General features: G+C 56.4%; 22 protein-coding genes and 1 pseudogene. 17 read left to right on the top strand and 6 right to left on the bottom strand.

The genetic code is table 11. The features are described from left to right. Positions 1-3: 3 nt before the first annotated feature. From B9Z45_RS09835 to B9Z45_RS09895, 13 genes and pseudogenes are all read left to right on the top strand, one after another. Positions 4-879: a polysaccharide deacetylase family protein gene (locus tag B9Z45_RS09835; protein WP_108407049.1), complete on the top strand. Its 876-nt coding sequence runs from the start codon at positions 4-6 to the stop codon at positions 877-879. 109 nt (positions 880-988) lie between these two features. Continuing rightward, positions 989-1,840 (top strand): branched-chain amino acid ABC transporter permease, encoded by an 852-nt coding sequence (locus tag B9Z45_RS09840; protein ID WP_108407050.1) that lies wholly within the window; start codon positions 989-991, stop codon positions 1,838-1,840. Continuing rightward, positions 1,841-2,773, top strand: coding sequence for a branched-chain amino acid ABC transporter permease (locus tag B9Z45_RS09845; protein ID WP_108407051.1), 933 nt, complete (start codon positions 1,841-1,843; stop codon positions 2,771-2,773). Positions 2,774-2,850: 77 nt separating this feature from the next. Next, positions 2,851-4,107 (top strand): ABC transporter substrate-binding protein, encoded by a 1,257-nt coding sequence (locus tag B9Z45_RS09850; RefSeq protein ID WP_108407052.1) that lies wholly within the window; start codon positions 2,851-2,853, stop codon positions 4,105-4,107. An 84-nt stretch (positions 4,108-4,191) separates the two neighbouring features. Beyond that, the gene (locus B9Z45_RS09855) at positions 4,192-4,947 is read left to right on the top strand and encodes an ABC transporter ATP-binding protein (RefSeq protein WP_158270399.1); all 756 of its coding nucleotides are present in this window, start codon (positions 4,192-4,194) and stop codon (positions 4,945-4,947) included. Further along, positions 4,940-5,644 carry an ABC transporter ATP-binding protein gene (locus B9Z45_RS09860; RefSeq protein WP_108407054.1) on the top strand — a complete coding sequence of 235 codons (705 nt, stop codon included), beginning with the start codon at positions 4,940-4,942 and terminating at the stop codon, positions 5,642-5,644. Before B9Z45_RS09855 ends, B9Z45_RS09860 begins: the two co-directional genes overlap by 8 nt. 18 nt (positions 5,645-5,662) lie before the next feature. Then, positions 5,663-7,072, top strand: a complete 1,410-nt coding sequence (locus B9Z45_RS09865; protein ID WP_108407055.1) for an amidase — start codon at positions 5,663-5,665, stop codon at positions 7,070-7,072. Positions 7,073-7,119: 47 nt separating this feature from the next. Further along, entirely contained in the window at positions 7,120-8,040 is a 921-nt protein-coding gene (locus B9Z45_RS09870) for an NAD(P)-dependent oxidoreductase (RefSeq protein ID WP_108407056.1), read from the top strand. Then, on the top strand, positions 8,034-8,525 hold the full coding sequence (locus B9Z45_RS09875) for a (2Fe-2S)-binding protein (protein ID WP_158270400.1): 492 nt from the start codon (positions 8,034-8,036) through the stop codon (positions 8,523-8,525). The genes B9Z45_RS09870 and B9Z45_RS09875 overlap by 7 nt, the downstream gene beginning before the upstream one ends. Positions 8,526-8,583: 58 nt before the next feature. Further along, positions 8,584-10,119: pseudogene (locus B9Z45_RS09880) on the top strand (molybdopterin cofactor-binding domain-containing protein); the annotation flags it as partial. A gap of 102 nt (positions 10,120-10,221) precedes the next feature. After that, the gene (locus B9Z45_RS17395) at positions 10,222-10,674 is read left to right on the top strand and encodes a molybdopterin cofactor-binding domain-containing protein (protein ID WP_233252163.1); all 453 of its coding nucleotides are present in this window, start codon (positions 10,222-10,224) and stop codon (positions 10,672-10,674) included. Between the two features lie 144 nt (positions 10,675-10,818). Further along, a complete protein-coding gene (locus B9Z45_RS09890) occupies positions 10,819-11,952 on the top strand; it encodes an amidohydrolase family protein (protein ID WP_158270402.1) in 1,134 nt (377 codons plus the stop codon). Positions 11,953-11,990: 38 nt separating this feature from the next. Further along, the gene (locus tag B9Z45_RS09895) at positions 11,991-13,172 is read left to right on the top strand and encodes an amidase (RefSeq protein ID WP_158270403.1); all 1,182 of its coding nucleotides are present in this window, start codon (positions 11,991-11,993) and stop codon (positions 13,170-13,172) included. A gap of 34 nt (positions 13,173-13,206) precedes the next feature. Here the strand turns inward: B9Z45_RS09895 and B9Z45_RS09900 are convergent, their stop codons facing one another. From B9Z45_RS09900 to B9Z45_RS09915, 4 genes are all read right to left on the bottom strand, one after another. Continuing rightward, positions 13,207-13,896, bottom strand: coding sequence for a helix-turn-helix domain-containing protein (locus B9Z45_RS09900; RefSeq protein WP_233252157.1), 690 nt, complete (start codon positions 13,894-13,896; stop codon positions 13,207-13,209). 344 nt (positions 13,897-14,240) lie between these two features. After that, complete coding sequence (locus B9Z45_RS09905) at positions 14,241-14,900, bottom strand: 2-dehydro-3-deoxy-6-phosphogalactonate aldolase (protein ID WP_108407063.1); 660 nt, start codon at positions 14,898-14,900, stop codon at positions 14,241-14,243. Between the two features lie 8 nt (positions 14,901-14,908). Further along, on the bottom strand, positions 14,909-15,814 hold the full coding sequence (locus B9Z45_RS09910) for a 2-dehydro-3-deoxygalactonokinase (protein WP_108407064.1): 906 nt from the start codon (positions 15,812-15,814) through the stop codon (positions 14,909-14,911). Next, entirely contained in the window at positions 15,811-16,785 is a 975-nt protein-coding gene (locus tag B9Z45_RS09915) for a sugar kinase (protein ID WP_108407065.1), read from the bottom strand. The genes B9Z45_RS09910 and B9Z45_RS09915 overlap by 4 nt, the downstream gene beginning before the upstream one ends. 92 nt (positions 16,786-16,877) lie before the next feature. Here B9Z45_RS09915 and B9Z45_RS09920 point away from each other — a divergent pair, with 92 nt between their 5' ends. Further along, on the top strand, positions 16,878-18,158 hold the full coding sequence (locus B9Z45_RS09920; RefSeq protein WP_108407066.1) for an amino acid deaminase: 1,281 nt from the start codon (positions 16,878-16,880) through the stop codon (positions 18,156-18,158). A gap of 53 nt (positions 18,159-18,211) precedes the next feature. On the opposite strand, the gene denD is transcribed toward B9Z45_RS09920, so the two are convergent. Both denD and B9Z45_RS09930 read right to left on the bottom strand, forming a co-directional pair. Beyond that, positions 18,212-19,216 (bottom strand): D-erythronate dehydrogenase, encoded by a 1,005-nt coding sequence (gene denD / locus B9Z45_RS09925; protein WP_108407067.1) that lies wholly within the window; start codon positions 19,214-19,216, stop codon positions 18,212-18,214. 15 nt (positions 19,217-19,231) lie between these two features. Continuing rightward, on the bottom strand, positions 19,232-20,968 hold the full coding sequence (locus B9Z45_RS09930; protein WP_108407068.1) for an IlvD/Edd family dehydratase: 1,737 nt from the start codon (positions 20,966-20,968) through the stop codon (positions 19,232-19,234). Between the two features lie 194 nt (positions 20,969-21,162). Between B9Z45_RS09930 and B9Z45_RS09935 the strand changes: the two genes are divergently transcribed. The 3 genes from B9Z45_RS09935 to B9Z45_RS09945 are packed head-to-tail and all read left to right on the top strand — an operon-like array spanning position 21,163 to position 23,832. Then, the gene (locus B9Z45_RS09935) at positions 21,163-21,972 is read left to right on the top strand and encodes a FadR/GntR family transcriptional regulator (RefSeq protein ID WP_108407069.1); all 810 of its coding nucleotides are present in this window, start codon (positions 21,163-21,165) and stop codon (positions 21,970-21,972) included. Continuing rightward, entirely contained in the window at positions 21,956-22,537 is a 582-nt protein-coding gene (locus B9Z45_RS09940; RefSeq protein WP_108407070.1) for a TRAP transporter small permease, read from the top strand. Before B9Z45_RS09935 ends, B9Z45_RS09940 begins: the two co-directional genes overlap by 17 nt. Then, entirely contained in the window at positions 22,534-23,832 is a 1,299-nt protein-coding gene (locus B9Z45_RS09945; protein WP_108407071.1) for a TRAP transporter large permease subunit, read from the top strand. Before B9Z45_RS09940 ends, B9Z45_RS09945 begins: the two co-directional genes overlap by 4 nt. Positions 23,833-23,864 lie beyond the last annotated feature (32 nt).

A 23,864-nucleotide genomic window follows, 5' to 3' on the forward strand; every position in this document is an offset into this window, starting at 1 on the left:
CGCATGAAGCCACTGGACAGGATCACGTACTCACCGATCAATGCCCGCAAGCCATTGAAGCTGCCGGGTGGTGCCCGCATGGTGGTCTGGAACATCGTGAACATTGAAGAATGGGACATTGAGCAAACGATGCCTCGAACCGTGTTGACGCCGCCTGCAGGTGGCTCGCCCATGCCGGATATTCCCAACTGGGCTTGGCATGAGTATGGCAATCGGGTGGGTTTTTGGCGGATGTTGAAAGTCCTGGACGAACTCGATATCAAGGCTGTGTTGGCGATCAACGGATCGGCGATCAAGGCCTATGAACCGATTTCTCAAGCAGCCCTTGATCGGGGTTGGGAGTTCATGGGGCATGGTTACACCCAGCGCAACATGCAAAAGGTAGAAAACGAGCAGGAAGACATCGCCAGGACAACCGATGCGATCCAGGCCTTTACCAACAAGCGGCCACGTGGCTGGCTGGGTCCCGGCTTGACCGAAACCTGGCACACCCCTGACTTGCTGTCTGAAAACGGTTATGAATACGTGTGCGACTGGGTGCTGGATGACCAGCCTGTCTATCTGAAAACACGGCATAAGCCCATCATCAATGTGCCCTACACGCAAGAATGCAATGACGTGGCGATGATGCTGATTCAGCACCACACGGCTTCGGAATACTACCGACGCGGCATCGATCAATTCGAGCAGATTTACGAAGACTCGGCCGACTCGGCCAGGGTCATGGCGTTGGTGGTGCATCCCTACATCATGGGAGCGCCCCATCGGCTCAAATATTACAAGCAGTTGTTGACTGAAATTCGTGCACGCAAGGACGTTTTGTTCTGGACTGGGGAACAAATTCTTGACTGGTATGGATCGCAGGCGTCGCAGTTTTGAGTTCGTGTCAGGCCTTGGGCTCTCAATGTCCGAAGCCGGCTCGCGCACGATCAGTGGTGTGTTTAAAGTGGCGAAAGTCCCTCTCTAAAAGGATGAATCTACCGTGTCGATGACGATATTTCAACTCCTCAATGGCGCAACTTTTGCAGCCTTGCTGTTCGTTGTGGCCAGCGGGTTCACGCTGATCTTTGGCCTGATGCGCATTGTCAACCTGGCCCATGGCGCCCTGTACCTTTTTGGAGGGTATTTGGGTTTGGCGGTGGCCAACCTCACAGGCAATTTCTTTTTGGGGGCCATCGGGGCGGCCGCTGGCGTTGCCCTGATCGGCTTGTTCATCGACTTTGGCCTGCTCAGGTTTGTGCGTGGCGTCGAACTCAGGCAGGTGCTGCTCACGCTGGGTGTGGCCTTTGTGCTCAACGACCTGGCACTGGTGCTTTGGGGGGGAGATACCTTCAGCATTCAGGTGCCTGCTTTCCTGGATGGTCCCGCTGAATTCGGGGAGATCACGTATCCGATCTACCGATTGTTTGTGCTGTTGGTGGGCATTGTGATTTTCATCGCACTCGGTTTGCTGATCACCAAAACACGTTTGGGGGCATTGATCCGGGCCGGGGTGGACGATGCCGAAACGGTCTCCGCCATGGGCGTGGACATTCGCCGTGTGTTCATTTATACCTTCATGCTGGGATCGGCTTTGGCGGGTTTGGTCGGGGTGATGGGTGGCGCTTTTCTGACGCTGTATCCAACAGCCGACTCCGAGATTCTGGTCTATAGCCTGGCCGTGGTCATTATTGGCGGGCGTGGCAGCTTGATTGGCGCCGCTGTGGGCAGTTTGTTGGTGGGCATGCTGTCCACATTCGGTCAGGTCTGGTTCCCTGAGTTGGCTTACTTCGTGATTTTCGGACCCATGGCGATTTTGTTGGCCTTCAGACCACTGGGTCTTTTCGGAAAGGTGGCTTGAATGTTGTTCACTAAAAAGCAAATGTTGTATGCGACTTTGGGCTTGGTTGCCTTGTCGCTCATACCCACGCTGCTCCCTGGTTACAAAACCAGCATTGCGACCGAAATTTTGATTTTTGCCATGCTGGCCATGTCGGTTGACATCATGGCAGGCTTCACGGGGCGAACCTCTTTGTGTCACGGCGCCATCTTTGGCGTGGCCACCTACGTGGTTTTGCACTACGTCACCGTGGTGGGCGGCTCGGTTTGGGTCGGTGCATTGCTGGGGGTGCTGGCTGCCATGGTCATTTCCATGATCTTTGCTGCTTTGGCGATCAGAACCTCAGGGGTTTATTTCATCTTGCTCACCCTGGCACTGGGCATGATCGTCTGGGGTGTTTGCCTGCGCTGGACCTCTGTCACCGGTGGAGAAAACGGCATCAGGGGCAGCGTTGCACCTGCGTGGTTGCTCAACAAACAGAATCTGTATTACTTTGTTGCAGCCTGCTTTGCGGTGGTGACCTTCGGCATGTGGAAGTTTGTCAATTCACCCTTCGGTCTCACCTTGAAAGGGATTCGGGACAGCGAGTCGCGCATGCGAACACTGGGCTACAACGTGCCCTTGCACTTGTTCATCGGCTTTGTGGTGTCAGGCTTCTTCGCTGGCATTGCGGGCGCCTTGTACGCATTCTTCAACAGTTTTGTCAGCCCTTCAACCGTGGCTTTGGCACAGTCGGTGGAAGGCTTGTTGATGGCCATCGTGGGCGGCGTAGGCACCTTGTTTGGCGCCATCATCGGTGCCATTTTGGTCATTTCCTTGGAAAATTTTGTCAGTTTGTACACCGAACGCTGGTTGATGGTGCTGGGCTTCATGTTCATTTTCACCATGATCTTTGCGCCGACCGGCATCCTTGGGGCGGCCCGCAATTTCATCAAGTCCCGTCAGAAGAAGTAATCGCAATAAGTCAGTGCAAGAGGTAAGAGAGCCGAGTTGTTTTTTTCAATTGTTCGTTCATTAATCAGGAGTGCATCATGAAACGTAGAAATTTCATCCAATCCCTAGGCTTGACTGCTGCCGCTGGCGCAGCTCCGTGGGTCAATACTGTGCAGGCCCAGACCGGGCCTATCCGCATCGGATTGCTGTCACCCTTGACGGGTGTGCTGGCTGCCGGAGGCAAAGAACTGGTGGAGGGCTTCGAGTTGTATTGGAAGCAAAACGGTTTGACGCTGGCGGGTCGCCAGGTTGAAATCGTGATTGAAGACGATGGCTCCAACCCGGATATGGCTTTGCAAAAATCCCGCAGGTTGGTAGAGCAGCGCAATGTCCATTTTTTGATGGGCAGCGTGTTGGCCAACACCGGTTTGGCGATTTCTGAGTACGCACGTTCCAGCGGCACATCCTATTTTATTCCCGTCGTGGCGGCAGATGAATTGACGCAGCGCAAAGCGGTGCCGAACATCGTCCGTGTCGCTGGTTATTCCGCCAGCCAAATGCCTCGGCCATTGGCTGAATATGCGTACAACGTGAAAAAAGTCCGCAAGATCGTGACGATTTCCCAAGACTACACCTTTGGCCATGAGCAGTGCGGTGGTTTCTGCCAAACCTTCACTGAATTGGGTGGTCAAGTGGTGCAGCAGTTCTGGCACCCCATCAACACCGCCGACTTCAGCCCATACCTGGCTCAAATCAAAAATGCAGGGGCTGATGCGGTCTTCGTCATGGAGACAGGTGCTGACGCCAACCGTTTCATCAAGCAATTTCAGAACTTTGGTCTGCAGGGCAAGTTGCCCATGTACGGCGCCATGAACCTGACGGACCAATCCGTGATTCGTACCCTGGGTGCTGAGGCGGGTGGCATCATTTCTTCCGCTCACTTTGCCGAGGGCGCTGACAACGCCGCCACCAAGAAGTTTGTCGCCGAGTACACCGCCGCCTACGAAAAACTGCCCTCGATTTACGGTTTTTCGCTTTATTCGGGTGCCATGTGGATTGCCGAAGCGATCAAGAAAATCAATGGCAGGGTAGAGGACAAGACGGCACTTCTCAATGCAGTCAAGTCGACCGAGTTGACCAACTCACCCTTGGGTCGGCCGGTCAAGTTGGACCGGTATGGCAACCCCGTCTATGACGTCTTCATTCGTGAAACAAAAGCCAGGCCTGATGGCAAATTCTGGAACGTGCCGATTGAGGTTTACCCAAGCGTTTCGCAATTTGGCAAATACGATCCTGAGGTTTACATGAAGCAGCCGCCATACAGCCGTGAGTTTCAGGGTATCAAGAAATCCTGATCACTGGATCAACAAGCCTTGAAGTACGCCAACCAGTGTGTTTGAACCACCCATCAGACACACTGGTCATCTAGGGATATTTTTGTGACGAATTCCATTCTTTCTCTTCAAAACGTAAGCGTCACCTTTGGTGCTTTGCGGGCTGTAGACAGTGTGACCTTGTCGGTGCCTGCAGGCCAAAGGCGAGCCATCATTGGTCCCAATGGGGCCGGAAAAACCACATTGTTCAACGCCATTGCAGGTGTGGTTCCCATTTCAAGCGGCAAGGTTGAGTTTGACGGCGTTGACATGACCCGCTTCACAACCAACAAGCGCGCGAGTCTGGGCATTTCGCGTACTTTTCAAATCACCAATCTGTTTCCACAGTTGTCTGTGCAGGAAAACATCCGCTTGGCAGTTTGTGGACTCTCGAGCCGAAAATTCGCGTTGTTTGGCAGCGGCCAACCCCATCCTGCAGAAAAAGAAGCCATCGAATTGGCGCTTGAAAATTCGCAGTTGACCGCTCAGCGCAACACCGAAGTCAAAACCATGTCGTACGGTGAACAGCGGCAACTGGAAATGGCCATGGCCTTGGTTCAAAAACCCAAGTTGCTCTTGCTCGATGAGCCGGCGGCCGGTTTGTCACCAGCTGAACGCGTCAAGATGGCCGATGTCATCAACGCACTGCCAAGGGATCTCACTTTGATTTTGATTGAACACGACATGGACCTGGCCCTGGGCTTGGTCGACTACGTCACTTGCCTGCATTTCGGGCAAGTGCTCACTGGGGGAACGCCTGACGAGATCCGTGTCGATGAAAAGGTCCAAGAGGTTTATTTGGGAAAGCCGCGCCATGCTTGAAATCAAAGATCTGCACAGTTACTACGGTGACGCCCACATCCTGCGGGGTGTCAACATGAAAGTACCCAAAGGCAAGGTTGTGGCTTTGCTGGGACGAAACGGCATGGGCAAGACCACGCTGATTCGCTCCATCATGGGTTTGAACCCGCCTCGCATCAGCAAAGGCAGTATCCAGTACGACGGTCAGGAACTGGTGGGTCTCAGTCCACACGTCATTGCGGGCAAGCGCATTGGGTTTGTCCCCCAGGGGCGACGCCTTTTTGCCTCACTCAGCGTCACGGAACACCTGACGGTATTTGCCTCCAAAAGTCAAAGCAGCCTATGGACGGTGAAAAGAATTTATGAATTGTTCCCGCGTCTGGAAGAGCGAAAGAACAATCTGGGCACACAGTTGTCGGGTGGTGAGCGTCAAATGCTGGCCGTTGCCAGGGCACTGATGACAGACCCCGAAATGCTGTTGATGGATGAGCCTACCGAAGGTTTGGCGCCCGTGATGGTTCAGCACCTGGAAGAAATTGTGGTGGAACTGGGTAAAACCGGTCTGGGCATTTTGTTGGTTGAGCAAAATCTTTACAGCGCACTCTCGGTGGCCCACGAGGTGTACTTGATGGAAACCGGTGAAATTGTTCACCACTGCCTGGCCGACGAGCTCATGAATGACCGTGACACCATGCAGCGGTTTTTGGGTGTTCGTTAACCACCATCGGCAAAATCCATGGCAGACCAACTCGCGAATCTGGGTTTGTGCGAAGCGGCAGACGCGATCGCGCGGCAAGAGGTCAGCTCGGAGCAATTGACCCGCATGGCGCTCGATCGCCTCCAGCAATGGGGCCCCGAGCTCAATTGTGTGGCCTCTCTTCAGTCGGATGCGGCCATGGCGTCTGCGCGCAGGGCCGATGTTGAGCGTGCAAAAGGGGGGGCATTGGGTGTTTTGCATGGCGTGCCGATGGCCCACAAGGAACTGTTTTATCGGCGTGGCAGAAAAACAAATGACGGATCCATCATCACACGGGATTTCATCCCCAGCGTGACTGCCACGGCTTTGACACGTTTGGACGAGGCTGGCGCTATAGACATGGGGCTTTTGCACATGGCTGAATTCGCCATGAGCCCCACCGGTTTCAATGCGCACTACGGCCATGTACGCAACCCCTGGAACACGGATTACTGCCCTGGCGGCTCTTCAAGTGGCTCTGGTGCAGCGGTTGCGGCCATGTTGACCTGCGCCTCATTGGGCACCGATACGGGAGGCTCCATTCGCCACCCTTCTGCCATGTGTGGCGTCACAGGCCTCAAGCCAACGTGGTCCAGAGTCAGTGGTTATGGTGTGATGCCTTTGTCCAGATCACTCGATTGTGTCGGCCCCTTGGCCAGAAGCGCTCGCGATTGCGCCCGCTTGCTGAAGGTCATTGCAGGGTTCGATTCGCTGGACAGTACCACCAGTCAGCAAGCCGTGCCGGATTACGAAGCGATGCTCGATGGCCATGTGAAGGGCCTGAAAATAGCGGTCCCTGGTGGGTATTACCTGGAGCATTTGGATGCCGGCGTTGCAGATTGCATCGCTGAGGCTTGTCGGGTTTTTGAAGACCTGGGCGCATCCATCATCAGGACAGAGCCGCCCGACATGGCCTTGATCAACCGGATGATGTCGATCGTCCTGACGGTCGAAGCTGCTTCGTTGCACAAAGACTGGATCCGGGAGCGGCCGCAAGATTACGCAGAGCAAGTCCTTGCGCGTTTCAAGCCTGGTTTTGATTTCAGCGGCATTGACTATTACGAAGCCATCACCGCCAAAAATGTGTTGGCTTTGCAGTGGGTCAACATGTCCATGGCAGACGCTGATTGTGCGTTGCTGCCGACCATACCGGTACCCGTTCCCAGCATCGCAGAAACCACCAAGGGGGACTGGAGCGAGATCGCCAAGAAGATATCGGCCATCACGCATTGCAATCGGGGCATCAACTTTTTGGGACTGCCTTCTTTGAGTGTGCCCTCAGGTTTTGTGAATGCCTTGCCCGTGGCTTTTCAACTGGTGGGCAGAGAATTTGATGAGGGCAAGTTGCTCAAGATGGCTGATGCATTTCAGCGCCAGACAACTTGGCACCAAAAGAGGCCGGCATTGTGAGCCTGAAACCAAGTGCCTTGTTGACAGCCACTTCATTGAACCCATAGATGACCACCGTAGGCATGATCGGATTAGGCGTGATGGGTTTGGCCATGGCCCAAAACCTGCAGCGGGCCGGTTTTGGGGTGTGCGGCTACGACATCGATCCTTCAAGGCGAAAACTGCTCAAGAAAGCCAAGGCCACAGTGGGGCAATCCGTCCAGGAAGTGGCTGAAAACGCCGATGTTTTGATCAGTTCGCTGCCCTCGACCGAGGCTTTGCTGTCTGTGTCCCATTCGCTGGCTGCGTCCGCGCACAAGCGCATAACGTGGGTTGAAACGAGCACCTTGCCCATCAAAGACAAAATGACGGCTCGGCGAATTCTCAGCCCCGCCCGAATCGTATTGCTGGACTGTCCTTTGTCCGGGACGGGGTCACAGGCGCAGACCAAAGACTTGGTGGTTTATGGAAGTGGTCAGTTGGCAGCTTATAAAAAAGTCACGGCCATTCTTGAGGGATTTTCAAGGAAACAGTTTTATTTGGGTGCGTTTGGCAACGGCATGAAATTGAAACTCATTGCCAATTACTTGGTGGCCATACACAACGCAGCAGCTGCCGAGGCCTTGGTGCTGGCAGAAAAAGCAGGACTGAACCTGGACCTTGTTCTTGCCGCCATTGGTGACAGTGCAGGACAGTCCAGAATGTGGCAAGTGCGAGGCCCCCGGATGGTGGCGGCCGATTATTCACCCATGATGTCAATGCACCTTTGGCAAAAAGACATGGGTATCATTTCTGATTTCGTGTCAGCGGCAGGTGCACCATCACCGGTTTTTGACCAAGCCAGAGCGCTTTACAACATGGCTTACCAAGATGGTCATGGTGACCTGGACAGTTCGGTGATTCATTTGCTGCTCAGGTCGATGTTGCCCCAGCCAGCTGCCGGAAAGTCCGCATCATGTTCGGATGGTCTTGTGGAATCCAAATGCTGACCCCCATTCATTTCAACGGTGAACGGCGATCCGTCGAAGCCGACCAGCAATCACCGCTTTTATACGCCTTGCGTCATCAGCTTCAAAGCAAGGGAACGCGCTTTGGTTGCGGCAGTGGCCACTGCGGTGCGTGCCATGTTTCGTTGAATGGACGTGCGGTGGCATCTTGCGACACCCCCTTGGGGTCGGTTGCCAACCAGACGGTGGAAACGGTTGAGCACTTGGTCGCCAGCCAAGTGGGCGCAGTGGTTCGCCAATCTTTCATCGATGTTCAGGCTGCGCAATGTGGCTATTGCATCAATGGCATTCTGGTTTCGGTGATCGTGATGTTCCAGCAGACCCTCCAGCCAGATCAAGACCGAGTCCTGGCTGCACTGGACCGTCATTTGTGTCGCTGCGGAGCCCACTCCCGGATCATTAAGGCGGTTGATCTTGCCAAGCAAAGATTGGCCATGTTGAATTCTCAAGTGCCTGTCGATGCTTGAATGGTTGCCGTGATGATGAACCTGCATTTTTGGAAAGCCTGAGATGTCCTCGCCCTTGATGCCGCCAGGCATTGAAAAAAATCCTCAACTTGTGCAATGGTTGTTTTTTAGTGCAACGGATCCGATCACGCTGCATTCGGGCAAAGTCGAGCTGGGTCAGGGTGTCGAAATTGCGCTTCAACAAATAGCCTGTGATGCCTTGGGCATAGACCCTGATCAGCTGCAATTTGAAGGTGGCAACACGCTTTGGGGTCCTGACGAAGGACAAACGGCGGGAAGTCAGAGCATCGATCAGGGCGGAAGCGCGGTGCGCATGGCCTGTTTGTTTGCCCGCGACCTTTTCATGGCGCAAGCGGTCAAGGAGCTTGCAGTGGCAGCAGAGCACATTGAGCTGGCAAGAGGTGTTTTTTCAAGTGCCCGGACACAGCAGACTTGCAGTTATTGGTCTTTGTCGGACCGGGTGGATTTGGCGCAACCGATCAGAGCATCCAATACAAATCCCCCCCGAAAATGGGTTGGGCAAAGCGTTCAGCGACCTGATTTCATCCACAAGCTGTCACGCACCGGCTTCATTCACGATGTCACTTTGACCGGCATGTTGCACGCCAGAATGATTCGAGGTCCAGTGGGTGAATCGACCATTGAGTATGTGGATGCAAAGGCCATTTCGGAGTTGCCCGGCATCAGCCATGTGGTGCATTCGCGCGATTTTTTGGCGGTTGTCGGGCCTGATGAAGCGAGCTTGGTCGGGTCTTTGAACAAAGCCCGTGGGTTGGTGCATTTTTCGCTGAAGCACCCCCTCCCACCCGCCTCAGACATTGAGGCGCTCATGCTGGGCTTGGCGGGCGAGTCGAAAACGGTTCACGAACATGGCACCAGCAAGGCGCCGATCATGGTGCATCAGGCGCGTTTTTCAAGGCCCTATATCGCGCATGCGTCGATCGGTCCGTCGTGTGCCTTGGCCCATTTTGTGGATGGCCGCATGAGTGTCTGGTCTCATACGCAAGGGGTTTTCCCCCTTCGTGCTGACCTTTCCAAGGCGCTTCGCCTGGACCTCGATGCGGTTCAGGTTTTTCACGCGCACGGTGCAGGTTGTTACGGCCACAACGGTGCAGACGATGTGGCGTTTGATGCCGCATTCATTGCATTCAAATTGGGTTTCCCGATACGCGTTCAATGGATGCGAGAGGACGAAATGACAGCGTCCCCGCTGGGTGCCCCCAGCCTGGTGGACATTCAGGCCGGTGTGGATTCGGCAGGACGGATTTCCAAGTGGCATCTGTCAGTCTGGAGCCACTCGCATCTGAACCGCCCCGGGGGAGGCGCAGGGGTGAATCTGCTGGGGGCTTGGCAGATGTAGGAGGGGCCTGAAAAGCCTGTTCCTGCCGATCTGCCTTTGCCTGCCGGTGGTGGACACCGCAATGCCATTGCCTTGTATGACTTTGCCCATCAGCAAGTGGATTACTGTTTCATACCCGATGCGAATTTTCGCACTTCGGCGTTGCGCAGTTTAGGTTCGTTTGTCAATCTTTTTGCAATTGAATCTTTCATGGATGAAATGGCGGAAAAGCTCGAGGTGGATGCGCTGGATTTTCGCCTGAGACACCTGAGTGATTCCCGCGCAGTGGCTGTTTTGGAAAAGCTTGCTGCTGTGTCCGGTTGGCATCAACAAGGAGAACCCGATGGTGTTCATGGCATGGGTTTGGGCTTTGGACGTTACAAAAATTCAGCAGGCTATTGTGCGGTCGCCGCCTTGATTCGGGTCGATCAAAATGTGACCGTTGAAAAAGTCTGGGCAGTGGTCGATGTTGGGCTGGTGGTCAACCCAGATGGCTTGATCAATCAAATCGAAGGGGGCATCGTGCAGTCCCTGAGTTGGACACTCAAGGAGCAAGTCAAGTGGGACCATGACGGCATCACTTCGCGCACATGGGAGGACTATCCGATCATCCCCTTCAGCGAAATACCCGCCATTGAAGTCCATGTGATGCACCGACCGGATTGTCAAAGTCTGGGCAGTGGTGAAGTGGCTGCCGGCCCCGTTCCCGCGGCTGTTGCAAATGCGCTTTTCAGGGCCATTGGCATCCGGGCAAGGCACTTGCCCTTGACCATTGAGCGTGTAACACAGTTGGTATGGGATGCGCAATAGATGGCCGATGTCTTACAACGATTGCAACGGATTGAGTGTTTCTTGAGCGTGCAGCAGTGAAGCAAAAGCTGTTGCTGATTTCTTTTAATGTCTGGTTTAAACATGTTCTACACCTGCTCATCATCTTGTCAAAATTCTGCACACATGCACTCGGCGGGTGCTGGCGCAGCACCTGGGCTTTTTGCGCCTGTGAAGGCAGCAGGCAAAGCGCTTACGGCCAGTCGAAAGACGGTAGCACAAGCCTCCAAAAGCCTGTCAGTCAAGCGAGCTGCATCCGCCAAGGTGGTGGATGTGCACTGCCACTACCTGAGTCCTGAGGTGGGTGCGAAGTACGCGCATTTGCATCCTTTCAAGCACGATGCCACCGCTGTTTACGCGACTGAACTGTCGCGCCAAGTCAACATGAAGCAGATCCAGGAGCGGGGCGCCAAATTCAGCCAAGTGGCTGTTCGGCTCAAGGACATGGACAAAATGGGCATTGATGTTCAGGTGATCTCACCTGCGCCGGGGCAGTATTTTTACTTTACCGAGCCTGAACTCGGTGCTCGGATTTCCCGTGATGTCAACGAAAGCATTGCGCGCGTGGTGGCCCAGCAACCAGATCGGTTTGTGGGCATGGGCACGGTCCCCCTGCAAGACGTTGACCTCGCCATTCAGGAAATGGAATACGCCGTCAATGTGTTGGGTTTTCGGGGTGTTGAGATATGCACCAATGTCAACGGTAAAAATTTGACCGACCCTGACCTGAAGCTGGAGAAGTTTTTTTCCAAAGCCCAGGACATGGGCATTGTGGTGTTTTTGCACCCCATGGGGTTCTCGCAAGGCGAGCGCTTTGTGGAACATTACTTCAACAATGTGATGGGCAATCCGCTGGAGACGAGTCTGGCACTTGGGCATCTCATTTTTGACGGCGTGCTGGCGCGATACCCCAAGCTGAAAATTTTGGCCTCGCATGGCGGTGGCTATATTGCGAGTTATTGGGCCCGGATGGACCACGCCTGGCGAGCCCGGGCAGATGCCAGGACAGTCATCACGAAAAAGCCTTCCAGTTACCTGGAGAAAATCTACTTCGACACCATCACCCACGATGCCCGTATTTTGGGCAATTTGGTGGACCGCTGGGGTGCCAAACATGTTTTGCTCGGAACCGATTACCCATTCGACATGGGTGAAGACAATCCGGTCAAATTGATTCAGGATGTGGGTCACATCAGCGATTCAGACCGCGATTTGATCAAGGGTGGAAATGCCTTGAAACTATTTCGCATCAAAAGTTGAGCGATGAAAAAACAACCCATTCGGGTATTGGAGACAGCTTGAAAACTATCGAAAATTGGAATGCCTTTGTTCCAGGTGAAATATTCCAGTTAGAAGGCCAAGTCAAGGGTCCGCTGAGTGGTTTGACCATGTCCGTGAAAGACCTGTTTGATGTGGCGGGTCACCCCACAGGCGCAGGCAATCCCGATTGGTTGACATCCCACGCGGTGCCCGACCGTCACGCACCACTGGTTCAGACGCTGCTGGATGCCGGTGCTTGCATCGTTGGAAAAACCATCACCGAAGAGTTTGCTTACAGTCTGGTCGGTGAAAACATCCATTACGGCACCCCAGTTAACCCCCACAACCCGGACTGCATTCCGGGTGGATCGAGTTCTGGGGCTGCGGTATCGGCAGCTGCAGGTTTGTGTGATTTTGCAGTCGGAACAGACACCGCGGGTTCGGTGCGCTTGCCCGCCAGTTTTTGTGGTCTTTGGGGGTTTCGGCCTAGCCATGGCGCACTGTCCAGCCAAGGCGTTGTGCCGCTGGCGCCCAGTTTTGATGTGCCGGGATGGATGTCTAAAAATGCTGACCACTTGGTGCAAGTGGGTTCGGTGGTCTTGCCGGCTGATCAGAAACTTGCCCCGCCCGATCGGCTAAAGCTGGCTTTGCCCGAGGACCTCTGGCTGCGTGTCCAGCCTGGTTTCCGTTCGGCCTTGCAAGTGCTGATTGATCGGATCGTGCCTTCTTTTCAGGGGGTGACGCATGCCAGTCTTTCGCAAGACCGGTTGCAAGCTTGGCAAGATGCGTTCCGCTGTGTACAAGGCCACGAGGCCTGGGCATCTCATGGTGCCTGGATTCGAAGCCACAAACCCCGCTTGGGGCCTGGCATCAAAGAACGTTTTGAGTGGGCCTCGACCATTCAGGATGAAGAGGCAAAGCATGCCCGAGCCAGCATGCTCAAGCATGCCGAAGTCGTTCATGCCTATTTGGACGATGCCGTGATCTGCATGCCCACGGTGTCCTACCTGGCCCCCCAAAAAGGCCACGCCAGCAGCGATGAAGACCGCACCAACGCCATGAGTCTGCTCTGCATAGCCTCCATGGCGGGTTTGCCGCAGGTCACGATGCCGCTTGCGGTGCTGGATGGCAAAGCCCTGGGCTTGTCATTGATGGGAAGCCGTCACAGTGACCGCCAGTTGTTGGCCATGGCACAACGCATTCGGAACATGCTGGCTTGATCCGGTGTCCAGTGGATCGCAACTGGCAGGACGCTCAGAAAGTGGGGGGCGTGCTCACCCACAAAACCCGGGTGGTGACTTCGCCGGGATTGAGATAGCTGTGAGGCTCTTCGGACCGGTAGACAAACGAGTCACCGGCATACAGCAAATATTGCACGCCGCTGACGGTCAACGCCAGCGCGCCACTCAGCACATACCCAACCTCTTCACCTTCGTGCATGAGGATGCCGTCGCTGCCACCACCCGGTTCCAGGATGTGCAAATTTCCTTCCAGCAAATGGCCCAGGTTGGGGGGTACCAGTCGCTCCAGCCGGGAGCCTTTGGCATCAATGCGAAATGTGGATCTCTCCTTGGCCCGGGTCACGACACCTTGATCTGCCCGGGATTCGCTGAACAAGGCGGTGATGGTGATGTCAAGGCTGTGAACAATGCGGTGAAGCAAGGTCAGGGACACCTGCGCCTTGCCGTTTTCGACTTTGGAAAGCATGCTTTCAGAGCAAAAGGTGCGGACTGCCAAATCTTTGAGCGTCAAGCCCTTGATGTGCCGCAAGTTGCGAATGCGGCGTCCGATGTCTGGGCCATACAAAGAGGGCTCTTCCCTCTCAACGTCTGATTTGGACGCGGCTTGTGCTTTTCGTTGCCGGGGCTGTGCGGTCTTGGAGAGGGCGAGAGGCGGGGCCTTCAAGCTTGGCCGTGTGGTGCTTTTCTTGACACGTGTTGCCAATTCTTTTTCCGGTTTTTGATGGGTTTTGGGTATGCTTTTTTGTGAGTCGGATGGCATAAATGGTGACCAGGTGCAAGATTTAAAAATACAAAATCCGAAAGCGGGCAGGGGTTAATTTACAGCGGGTTGCTTGTGTAAAAGGGGGCGGCGCTTAGGGGTTCATATTTATTTATTCAATAACTGTGATTTGACCACAACTCTGAGCTGGGGTTAATCGGTGTTTCTATCGATAAAGGGGCTGGTTGCCGATCGAATGGTGACAAGCCTCCAAGCCGTCCTGGGCGCTGCGGTCCAACGTGCAACTCTTGTTCGGTCGCCTTCGCCTCTGAACTTCGTGCGCTGGCTCAATGGCAAAAGGTCTTGGCAAACGCCATGGCTTTTTCTCTGACTTGATCGGCGTTGCGGCCTGGTGCATACAGTGCCGAGCCCAAGCCAAATCCGTTGGCACCAGCAGCGCGGTAGGCGGCCATGTTGTCGGGCGTGATGCCGCCCACGGGCATCAGGGCTGCTTGTGGGGGCAAGACGGCCCGCAGGGCTTTGACCGTGGCCGGAGAAATCATCTCGGCGGGGAACAGTTTGAGTCCGTGTGCCCCTGCGGCCAGTGCCGCAAAGGCTTCGCTGGGGCTGCACACACCAGGCAGCACCACCATGCCCAGCGCCAAAGCTTGCGCCACCACGACTGGATTGAAGTTGGGTGAGACGATCAGTCGACCACCTGCAGCGTGTACGTCTTTCACTTGCTGTGCGTTGAGCACCGTACCCGCACCCATCAGGGCTTGTGGAAACTGTTGGCTCAACAGGGAGATGCTTTGCAAGGGCTCGGGTGAGTTCAAGGGGACTTCGATGATGGCAAAGCCACTGCTGATCAGTGCCTGACCTATGCCGGGCGCTTCGGCCGGTGTGAGGCCGCGCAGGATGGCGATGAGCGGCAACTGGGCCATGGCCTGCGCCAGGGTTTCAGCCGGTGTTTGTGACGTGATGAGGGCGGGTGGAAAAGTGTTCATGGGGTGGATCACTGAGAAGCGGCAAGGTAAAAGGAAGCCAGTGCGAACAGTCCAGCCCAGGTGGCCTCGGCCCCCTGGCTTTGGCAGTCGATGTTCAGGTGTTGCAGGGCCAGGGCGTAGCGCAGGGTGAGTGCCTCGCTGCCGATCAGGATCAATGGGGTGCAGTCGGTTGACAAGGCTTGCGTGCGCAGTTCTTCACCAATCAGCAGACCCGACAAATAACTGGACAAAGCCACGGCGGGCAAGCGTTCAAACAAGCCCAGTGTGCGCACCGCAAACAGGTGGTGCAGCACGCTGCCAGCTTGTTGGCTTTGGTCAATGCCTTGTAAAAAGACCGCTTCATCGAAGGCGCCGTGTGCATCCAGGGTCTTACCCAAAATAGAGTGTTGGCTCATCAGGGCAAAGACTTCACCGGTCATGAAAGTCTGAAATTGCGTGACGCGGCCCGCCTGCACTTGCACCCATTTGCTGTGTGTTCCGGGCAGCACCAGCGTGGCGCTGTCGCGCCTGGCCAGTTGCAACGCGCCAAAAATTTGTACTTCTTCGCCGCGCATCACGTCGGGAATGCCCAAGGGGCCATCGGCCATGCAGCTCAGTCCTGGCACCAGGGCGATCCGGTCAGCTTGCAGCCACAGCAGGTGCTGGCCCAACTCGGCAAAGCCTGCGGGACAAGGGCAATAAGGCGCTTCTTGCCAGCCCTGGCGGCTCCCTGCCATGCCCGAGATGAGGCACAACGCACCGGGCGCTTGCATCCAGTCGCCAAAGAGTTCGTTGAACACAGCTTCAAACTGACCCGGCTGCACACTCATGATGCCGCGTGGGAACTCGCGTGACTCAAGCACCTGGCCAGCGGCGTCAAGCCGTGCGCCGCGCAAAGAAGAGGTGCCCCAGTCGATGGTGATCAAGGCTCTCATGCTGGTGTGACCTTTGCCGTGGGTTTCAGGACGTTCATCACCGCATCAAGGTAAGGCAAAGGGGCCACAGCGCCAAAGCCTTGGACCGACAAGGAGGCTGCAGCGTTGGCATAGGCGGTGGCGCCCCACAGGTCGTCGCCAGCAGCCAGACGCGCCAGCAAGTTGCCTGCAAAACAATCGCCAGCACCGGTGGCATCGATGGCTTTGACCATGTGGCCTGGCACTTGGCGAAGGCTTTGGCCATCGCTCGCCAGCGCGCCTTCAGCGCCCAGCTTGAGCACCACTTGAGCTGCACCTTGGGCGTGGCTCCAGCCGATGATGTCTTGCGCTTGGGTGAGGCCTGTGAGTGCAGTCATGTCCTCTAGGCTGGGCAAAAACAAATCGCACAGGCTGACGGCGTGGCGGATGCAGGCCTGTGCGCGGGCCAATGGCCACAGTGACAAACGCAAATTGGAATCGAGTGCCACGCGCGTGCCCGTGCTGCGGGCATATTGCATGGTGGCGAATGCGGTGTCGCAAGCCGATGCCGAAATCGCCAGACTGATGCCTGACAGGTGCAGCCAGTGGCTGCTTGCTACAGCCTCAGCCCAGTGCTGCGTCAGGTCTTGCGCTTGCATGCGGCTCGCGGCCGATCCGGCGCGTGCATAGCTGAAGTGGTGACCTTGCGCGTCGTGGCTGACAAAATACATGCCGGTCGGCGCCTGCCCATCGCGCAGCACGCTGCGGGTGCTCACGCTTTCTCGTTGCCATAAATCCATCAGGCGGTCACCCCAGCGGTCTGTGCCAAGGCGACTGAGGTAGGCCACTCGCGCCCCGGCGCGAGCGCCTGCAATGGCCGCGTTACTGGTATCACCTCCAAAACCTTGCAGGTAAAGCGGCGCTTCGTCAGGTGGCAAGTTTGAGGTCTGGTTGAACTCGACCATGGCTTCACCCAGGGCGACGATGTCCAGTGTTTTCAGTGGGGATGTCATGGCAAAAAAATAAAGGTTTTCTCAGTGTGCAGTGGGAGAATGGCAGCCGAATGAATCAGATCATGCATCAGGAATGAAGGGGGCACAGGGACATGGAAAACGAATTCGTACTGGACGCAGCATGCAAAGGTTTCCCCCTGGCAGGCAAGCCCTGCAGCCTGACTGAATTGGGTGAGCGTGGCTGGAATCTGCTGGACGACACATTGTCTTACCCGGTGGCCACATTGCGCCGATCTGCGCTCACGCACAACCTGGCCTGGATGCAGGACTTCGTGCAGCGCAAGGGCGTGGCATTGGCCCCACATGGCAAAACCACCATGTCGCCTGAGCTTTTTCGCATGCAGTTGCAGGCGGGTGCCTGGGGGCTGACCTTTGCCAATGTGCACCAGTTGCGCGTGGGCCTGGCCGCGGGAGCGCAGCGCGCCATCATCGCCAACCAGCTGGTGTCTGATGCCGACCTTGATGGGCTGGACGGGTTGCTGCGGCAATACCCACAGGCCCGGGTGTGGTTCTTGGTGGATTCGCTGGCGCAGTTGGCGCGCCTGGCCGACTGGGGCTTGCGTCGCCAGAACAAGCGCTGCTGGGATGTGTTGCTGGAGCTGGGCATCGCCGCTTACCGCACGGGCTGCCGAACGCACGAACAGGCCCTCACCTTGGCCCAGGCCATGGCCCATTCGGAGGTGGTTTGCCTGGGGGGTGTGGAGTGCTACGAAGGCGGTTTGGGCCGATGCGACAGTGCACACGACATCGAAGCCGTGAGCGCCTTGGTGCGCAGCGTTCAGACCCTGGTGCAGCAACTGGATGATCAAAACCTGTGGGGCAATCAAGAGGTGTTGCTGTCTGCGGGTGGCTCGGCTGTTTTTGATTTGGTGATTCCGATGTTGAAATTGCAGGTCAAAAGCCGCCCAGTGCAAGGGGTGTTGCGCTCGGGTTGTTATGTGACGCACGACCACTGGAACTATGCCCGCTACCTCAAGCTGGTGGAGACGCGCGAAGGCTTGAGTGCCTCGCTGCAGCCCGCACTGGAAGTCTGGGCCATGGTGCAGTCGGTGCCTGAGCCGGGTTTGGCCATCTTGAGCGCTGGGCGGCGTGATCTGTCGTATGACCAGTGCATGCCCATGCCCGTGCGTTGGGCGGCCAAGGGTCAAAGCGGCACCGATGCCCTCAAGGCCACGCCTGACAGCTGGCAGGTGAAGACGCTCAGCGATCAGCATGCCCACATGGTGTTTGCACCCGATGGGGTTTGGCCGCAGGTCGGAGACCGGGTGGCTCTGGGCATTTCTCACCCCTGCACCACGTTTGACAAATGGCGCTGGATGGCGCTGATCGAAGAGGATGGCCGCATCAGCGGGGCGATCAGCACACATTTTTAATGCGCGGAAACAGGCCACCTCAGCCGGGCCATGAGGTGGCGTGTTCAGTCAACTCATTTCAGCCCGTTCAGGGCCTCGGCCGGGTAACCGGGTCTGGTTTTGCAGTCCTCGATGTACTGTTCAATGATGGCCTCAAAGCTGGCATCGGCTTTCAAGCCAAGGGCATTGGCGCGGTCGGAGGTTGAGCCTTTGGCCCAATTGGCCACAATGGCCGCGATCCGTTCGTCGCGCTCGAACTTCACCCGAGCCCGTACGGCAGGGCCGGCCACTTTTTCGAGTGCGGCCAGCATGTCACTGACCTTCACGTTCAAGCCTGGCAGGTTCAGCGCCATGCGTCCGCCCAAGGCCTCTCGACTGGCCTCGAACACAGTGATGAGGCCGTGAATGGTGTTGCCAGGCGATGAAACCGGGTGCGACACATCGGGGTCTACCGGACAGGTGGTGGGGGTGCCCGCCAGGGGCTCGCGGATGATGCCGCTGAAAAACGAGGAGGCTGCACCGTTCGGTTTGCCGGGGCGAACGGCCACGGTCATCAGGCGCGCCGCGCGGCCATCGATGAAGCCCTTGCGGGTGCAATCCGCCACCAGGTACTCCAGCATCAGCTTGTGCGTGCCGTAAGAGGTCTGTGGTGAGGGCAGGGTGGTGTCTGTCACCTTGTCGGGCATGGGGTTGGCAGCATCGGGGCCAAACACCGCCACCGAGCTGGCAAACACCAAGCGTGGCACTTTGCCCGAAGCGCGAAGACTGTCCAGCAGCAAGCGTGTGCTGTCCAGGTTGGAACGCATGCCCAGATCGAAGTCAAGTTCGCATTCGCCAGACACAGCAGAGGCTAGATGGAACACGCCATCGAAACCACTTTTGAACAAGTCACCTTGCTCCAGCATCGGGCCTGCATGGCTTTTGACGCGAGGGTCAGCTTGCAAATCAGTGGGCGCAGGAAACAGGTCGGCAATGACCAGCTCCGTGATGCTTTGCCCATTCAGGTGGCCTCGCTTCAAAATTTCGCGGGCCAGGCGTGCGCCCAAAAACCCTGCACCGCCGGTGATCAAAATGCGCATGAATGTCTCCTTGTTTCAGTGGTTGTCTTTGGGCACGGCTGCGCCGCGCTGGCCGACAAGAAAGTCCATGTCAGCGCCTTCGTCAGCTTGCAAAACGTGGTCGATGTAGAGTTTCCAGTAGCCCGATGTCATGGCGGGCTCAGGCTTTTGCCACAGGGCCAAGCGCCTGGACAACTCTTCGTCGCTGATCAGCAGTTGCAGTTTCCGCTCGGGCACATTCAATTCGATCATGTCACCGTTTTGCACCACGGCCAGCGGTCCACCTGCTGCCGCTTCTGGGGTGGTGTGCAGCACCACCGTGCCGTAGGCGGTGCCGCTCATGCGCGCATCGCTGATGCGCACCATGTCGGTGATGCCTTTGCGCAGCACTTTGGGGGGCAGCGGCATGTTGCCTACTTCGGCCATACCGGGGTAGCCCTTGGGGCCGCAGTTTTTCAGGACCAGGATGCAGTTTTCGTCCACGTCCAGAGCTTCGTCATCGATGCGCTTGTGGAAATCATGGCTGTCTTCAAAGACCACGGCCCGACCGGTGTGAACCATCAATGAGGGTGTGGCGGCGCTCGGCTTGATGACCGCGCCACGGGGGGCCAGGTTGCCACGCAAGATTGCAATGCCGGCTTTTTCCTTAAAAGGCGCATCAAATTTCTTGATGACACGCGGGTCGTAGTTTTCGGCCTTGGCAATGTTTTCAGCCACGCTCTTGCCAGTGACGGTGATGATGTCCTTGTGCAGCAGGTGCTCGATTTCTTTCATCACGACAGGCAGGCCTCCGGCGTAGCAGAAGTCTTCCATCAGGAACTCACCCGAGGGTTGCAGATTGAGCAGACAAGGCAGGTCGCTGCCCAGGCGTTCAAAGTCGTCGATGGTGAGCTTCAGCCCCAGACGGCCAGCAATAGCGATCAGGTGGATCACCGCGTTGGTTGAACCACCAATGGCGGCCAGTGTTCGAATGGCGTTTTCAAAGGCCTCGCGGGTCAGCACCTTGGTGATGGTCTGGTCAGTGTGCACCATCTCGACAATGCGGCGACCGGCTTCGCGTGCCAGCACGTTGCGGCGGCCATCCACGGCGGGGTAGGCGGCGTTGCCGGGTAGGCCGATGCCCAGCGCTTCGACCATGCTGGCCATGGTGCTGGCGGTGCCCATGGTCATGCAGTGGCCGTGGCTGCGGTGCATGCAGCTTTCGGCTTCAAAAAAGTCTTGTAATTTCAGTGTGCCTGCGCGCACTTGCTCGCTCATGCTCCATACGCCGGTGCCTGAGCCCAGCTCTTGACCACGCCATTTGCCATTCAACATGGGGCCACCCGATACACCAATGCTGGGCAGGCCCGCACTCGATGCCCCCATCAGCAAACTGGGTGTGGTCTTATCGCAGCCCATCAGCAGCACGACGCCATCGATCGGGTTGCCGCGGATGCTTTCTTCGACATCCATGCTGGCCAGATTGCGGTACAGCATCGCGGTGGGCCGCAGCAGCGTTTCACCCAAGGACATCACCGGGAATTCAAGCGGGAAACCACCGGCTTCATACACGCCGATCTTGACCTGTTCGGCCAGGGTGCGAAAGTGTGAGTTGCAAGGGGTGAGTTCGCTGAAGGTGTTGCAAATGCCAATGACAGGGCGCCCGTCAAATTGGTCGTGCGGCACACCCTTGCCTTTGACCCAGCTGCGGTAGGCAAAGCCATCGCGGTCTTGTCGGCCAAACCATTGTTGGCTGCGCAATTCTTCGGGTTTTTTGCGGGGGGTGTCGCTCATGGTGCCGGTCCGGGTTGGTGAATAAAGTCGAATCGAAAAATACTATCGTATGACGATAGAAAAACAAGCATGCCTTGTAAAGCCAGCGACATTCGGGCAAACCCTAGACGCCAACAGGACCCGTCCTAGGGTTTACCATGGTCGGTTGCAGAGCTTCAATCATCATATGATAAAGAAGAATCCAAGTTTTTCACATGATCAAGAATTTTCACGGACACACCCTCGACTTGCTGGGCATCGCCATCTTGTCTGGCCGCTATGCGGTGGGCGCCAGCTTGCCGCCAGAGCCACTGTTGTGCGATGAACTGGGGGTGAGCAGAACCGTGGTGCGTGAGGCCATCAAGTCCCTCGTGGCCAAAGGCTTGCTGTTCACGGGTCCCAAAGTGGGTACACGTGTGTTGCCCGATGCCCACTGGAACTGGTTTGACCCCGATGTGGTGGCCTGGCAGGCGCAGTGCGGTTTGACGCCTGAGTTCCTCAAAGACCTGCAGGAGTTGCGCCGTGTGGTGGAGCCTGCAGCTGTGCGCCTGGCCGCTGAACGGGCCACGCCCGAGGACATTGCGCTGATTGAAGAGGCTTACGACGGCATGAAAAATGCCGTGGAAAAGGGCGGCGACTACGTCAGCCATGACATGCGTTTTCACCAGGGTTTGCTGCAAGCCTCGCACAACCGCATGTTGATTCAAATGAGCAAGGCGCTCAATGCCTTGCTGCGCACCAGCTTTGAAATTTCGACCCGCATCAAGGACGGCACCAAAAATTCACTGCCATTACACCGGGCTGTGCTCAATGCGGTCATTGCCCGCGAGCCTGCCAAGGCCGAGCGCGCCATCATGGTGCTGATCGAGGGGGCCAGTGAAGACATTGACCAAGTGCTGTCATCACGCCGGAAATTACCAGTGGTCTCAGGCAGTGCGACACAGATCAAAACAAAACCCAAGGCAAGAGCCATCCCCAAATTGGGCATTCAGAAAACGGGAGCATCGCTTGCAAAGAACCATTGATTATTTTTTCAAACTGCTGGAGTTCCTGGTGGTGGCTTGCCTGGTGGCCATGGTGATCATGGTGTTCGGCAACGTGGTCCTGCGTTATGGATTCAACTCGGGCATATCGATCTCGGATGAAATGTCGCGTTACTGCTTCATCTGGCTGACCTACATCGGCGCCATGGTGGCCATGCGTGAAAAGGGCCACCTGGGGGTAGATACCGTGGTCAGACGCCTGTCGCTGGGTGGCAAACAGGTGTGTTTTTTCATGAGTGAAATCCTGATGCTTGGGTGCAATGTGCTGTTTTTTTGGGGCACCTGGCAAATGCATGAATTGCAAGTGACCAACATCTCACCGGTGGTGGGCATTTCCATGATCTGGATTTACGGCATCGGTTACGTGACAGCCAGCGTCATGGCCGTGATGAACCTCAACCAATTGCGTTTGCTGCTGACGGGTCGCTTGAAAGAGGAGGATTTGGTCATGGTGGTGGAGTCTGAGGACACGGTGGTGCTCGACGACTTGCATTCAAAAGGTGTCACACCCGGCGTCATCACCCCAGAAGTGCGGGGCCGCGCATGACCATCGCCGTTTTTGTATTCAGTTTGCTGGGTGCCATGGCCCTGGGCATGCCCATTGCCTACGCCTTGTTGGTGTGTGGTTTGAGCTTGATGGCCTACATGGCCAGCAATGGCATGATCCACGCGTTTGACAGCCAGATTTTGGCGCAGCGCTTTGTCGATGGTGCCGATAATTTCCCACTGTTGGCGGTACCTTTTTTCTTGTTGGCGGGCGAGTTCATGAATGCAGGCGGTTTGAGCCGCCGCATCGTGAATTTGGCCATGGCGTGGGTCGGACATTTTCGTGGAGGCTTGGGTTATGTGGCCGTCATGGCGGCCGTCATCATGGCTTCGCTGTCAGGCTCTGCGGTGGCCGACACGGCGGCTTTGGCTGCTTTGCTGATCCCCATGATGAAGCGGGCCGGCTACAACGTGGGCCGCTCGGCCGGCCTGATCGCTTCGGGGGGCATCATCGCGCCGGTGATTCCACCCTCCATTGGCTTCATTATTTTTGGTGTGGCGGCCAACGTATCCATCACCAAGTTGTTTCTGGCAGGCATCGTGCCGGGTATTTTGATGGGTGTTGCCATCGGCCTGACTTGGTGGTGGTTGGCCAAGCGCGAGAACGTTCAACCTGCACCGCGCATGCCACTCTCAGAAAAGATCACAGCCACCCGAGAAGGAATTCTTGCCTTGGGCTTGCCGGTGTTCATCATTGGCGGTATGAAATTTGGCGTCTTCACCCCCACCGAAGCTGCGGTGGTGGCTGCGGTTTACAGTTTTATTGTGGGCGTGTTTGTGTACCGCGAATTGCAATGGAGCAAACTGTACGGGCTGATTCTTGCGGCTGGAAAAACCACCTCCGTGATCATGTTTTTGGTGGCCGCCGCGATGGTCAGTGCCTGGCTGATCACGGTGGCCAACATACCGGCCGAGGTGGCCCGCATGATGGAGCCCCTCATGGGCAACAAGACCTTGCTCATGGTGGTGTTGATGCTTTTGGTCATTGTGGTGGGTACGGCGCTGGACTTCACACCCACGGTGCTGATCCTTACGCCGGTGTTGATGCCCTTGGTCATCAAGGCAGGCATTGACCCGGTTTATTTTGGTGTCTTGTTCATCATGAACAACGCCATCGGCTTGATCACACCACCTGTGGGCACGGTGCTCAACGTGGTGTGTGGTGTGGCCAAGATCAACATGGACACCGCTTTCAAGGGGGTCTTGCCTTTTTTGTGGGCGCAGTTGAGCGTGCTGGCCTTGTTGATCGCTTTTCCGTCCATCGTCATCGAGCCGATGAAATGGATGCTGAGATGATTTCGTAACCCTGTGTGTTTTTTTTAAAGGAG

This window comes from Limnohabitans sp. 2KL-17 (genome assembly GCF_003063415.1).
In the GTDB taxonomy this organism is placed as follows: domain Bacteria; phylum Pseudomonadota; class Gammaproteobacteria; order Burkholderiales; family Burkholderiaceae_C; genus Limnohabitans_A.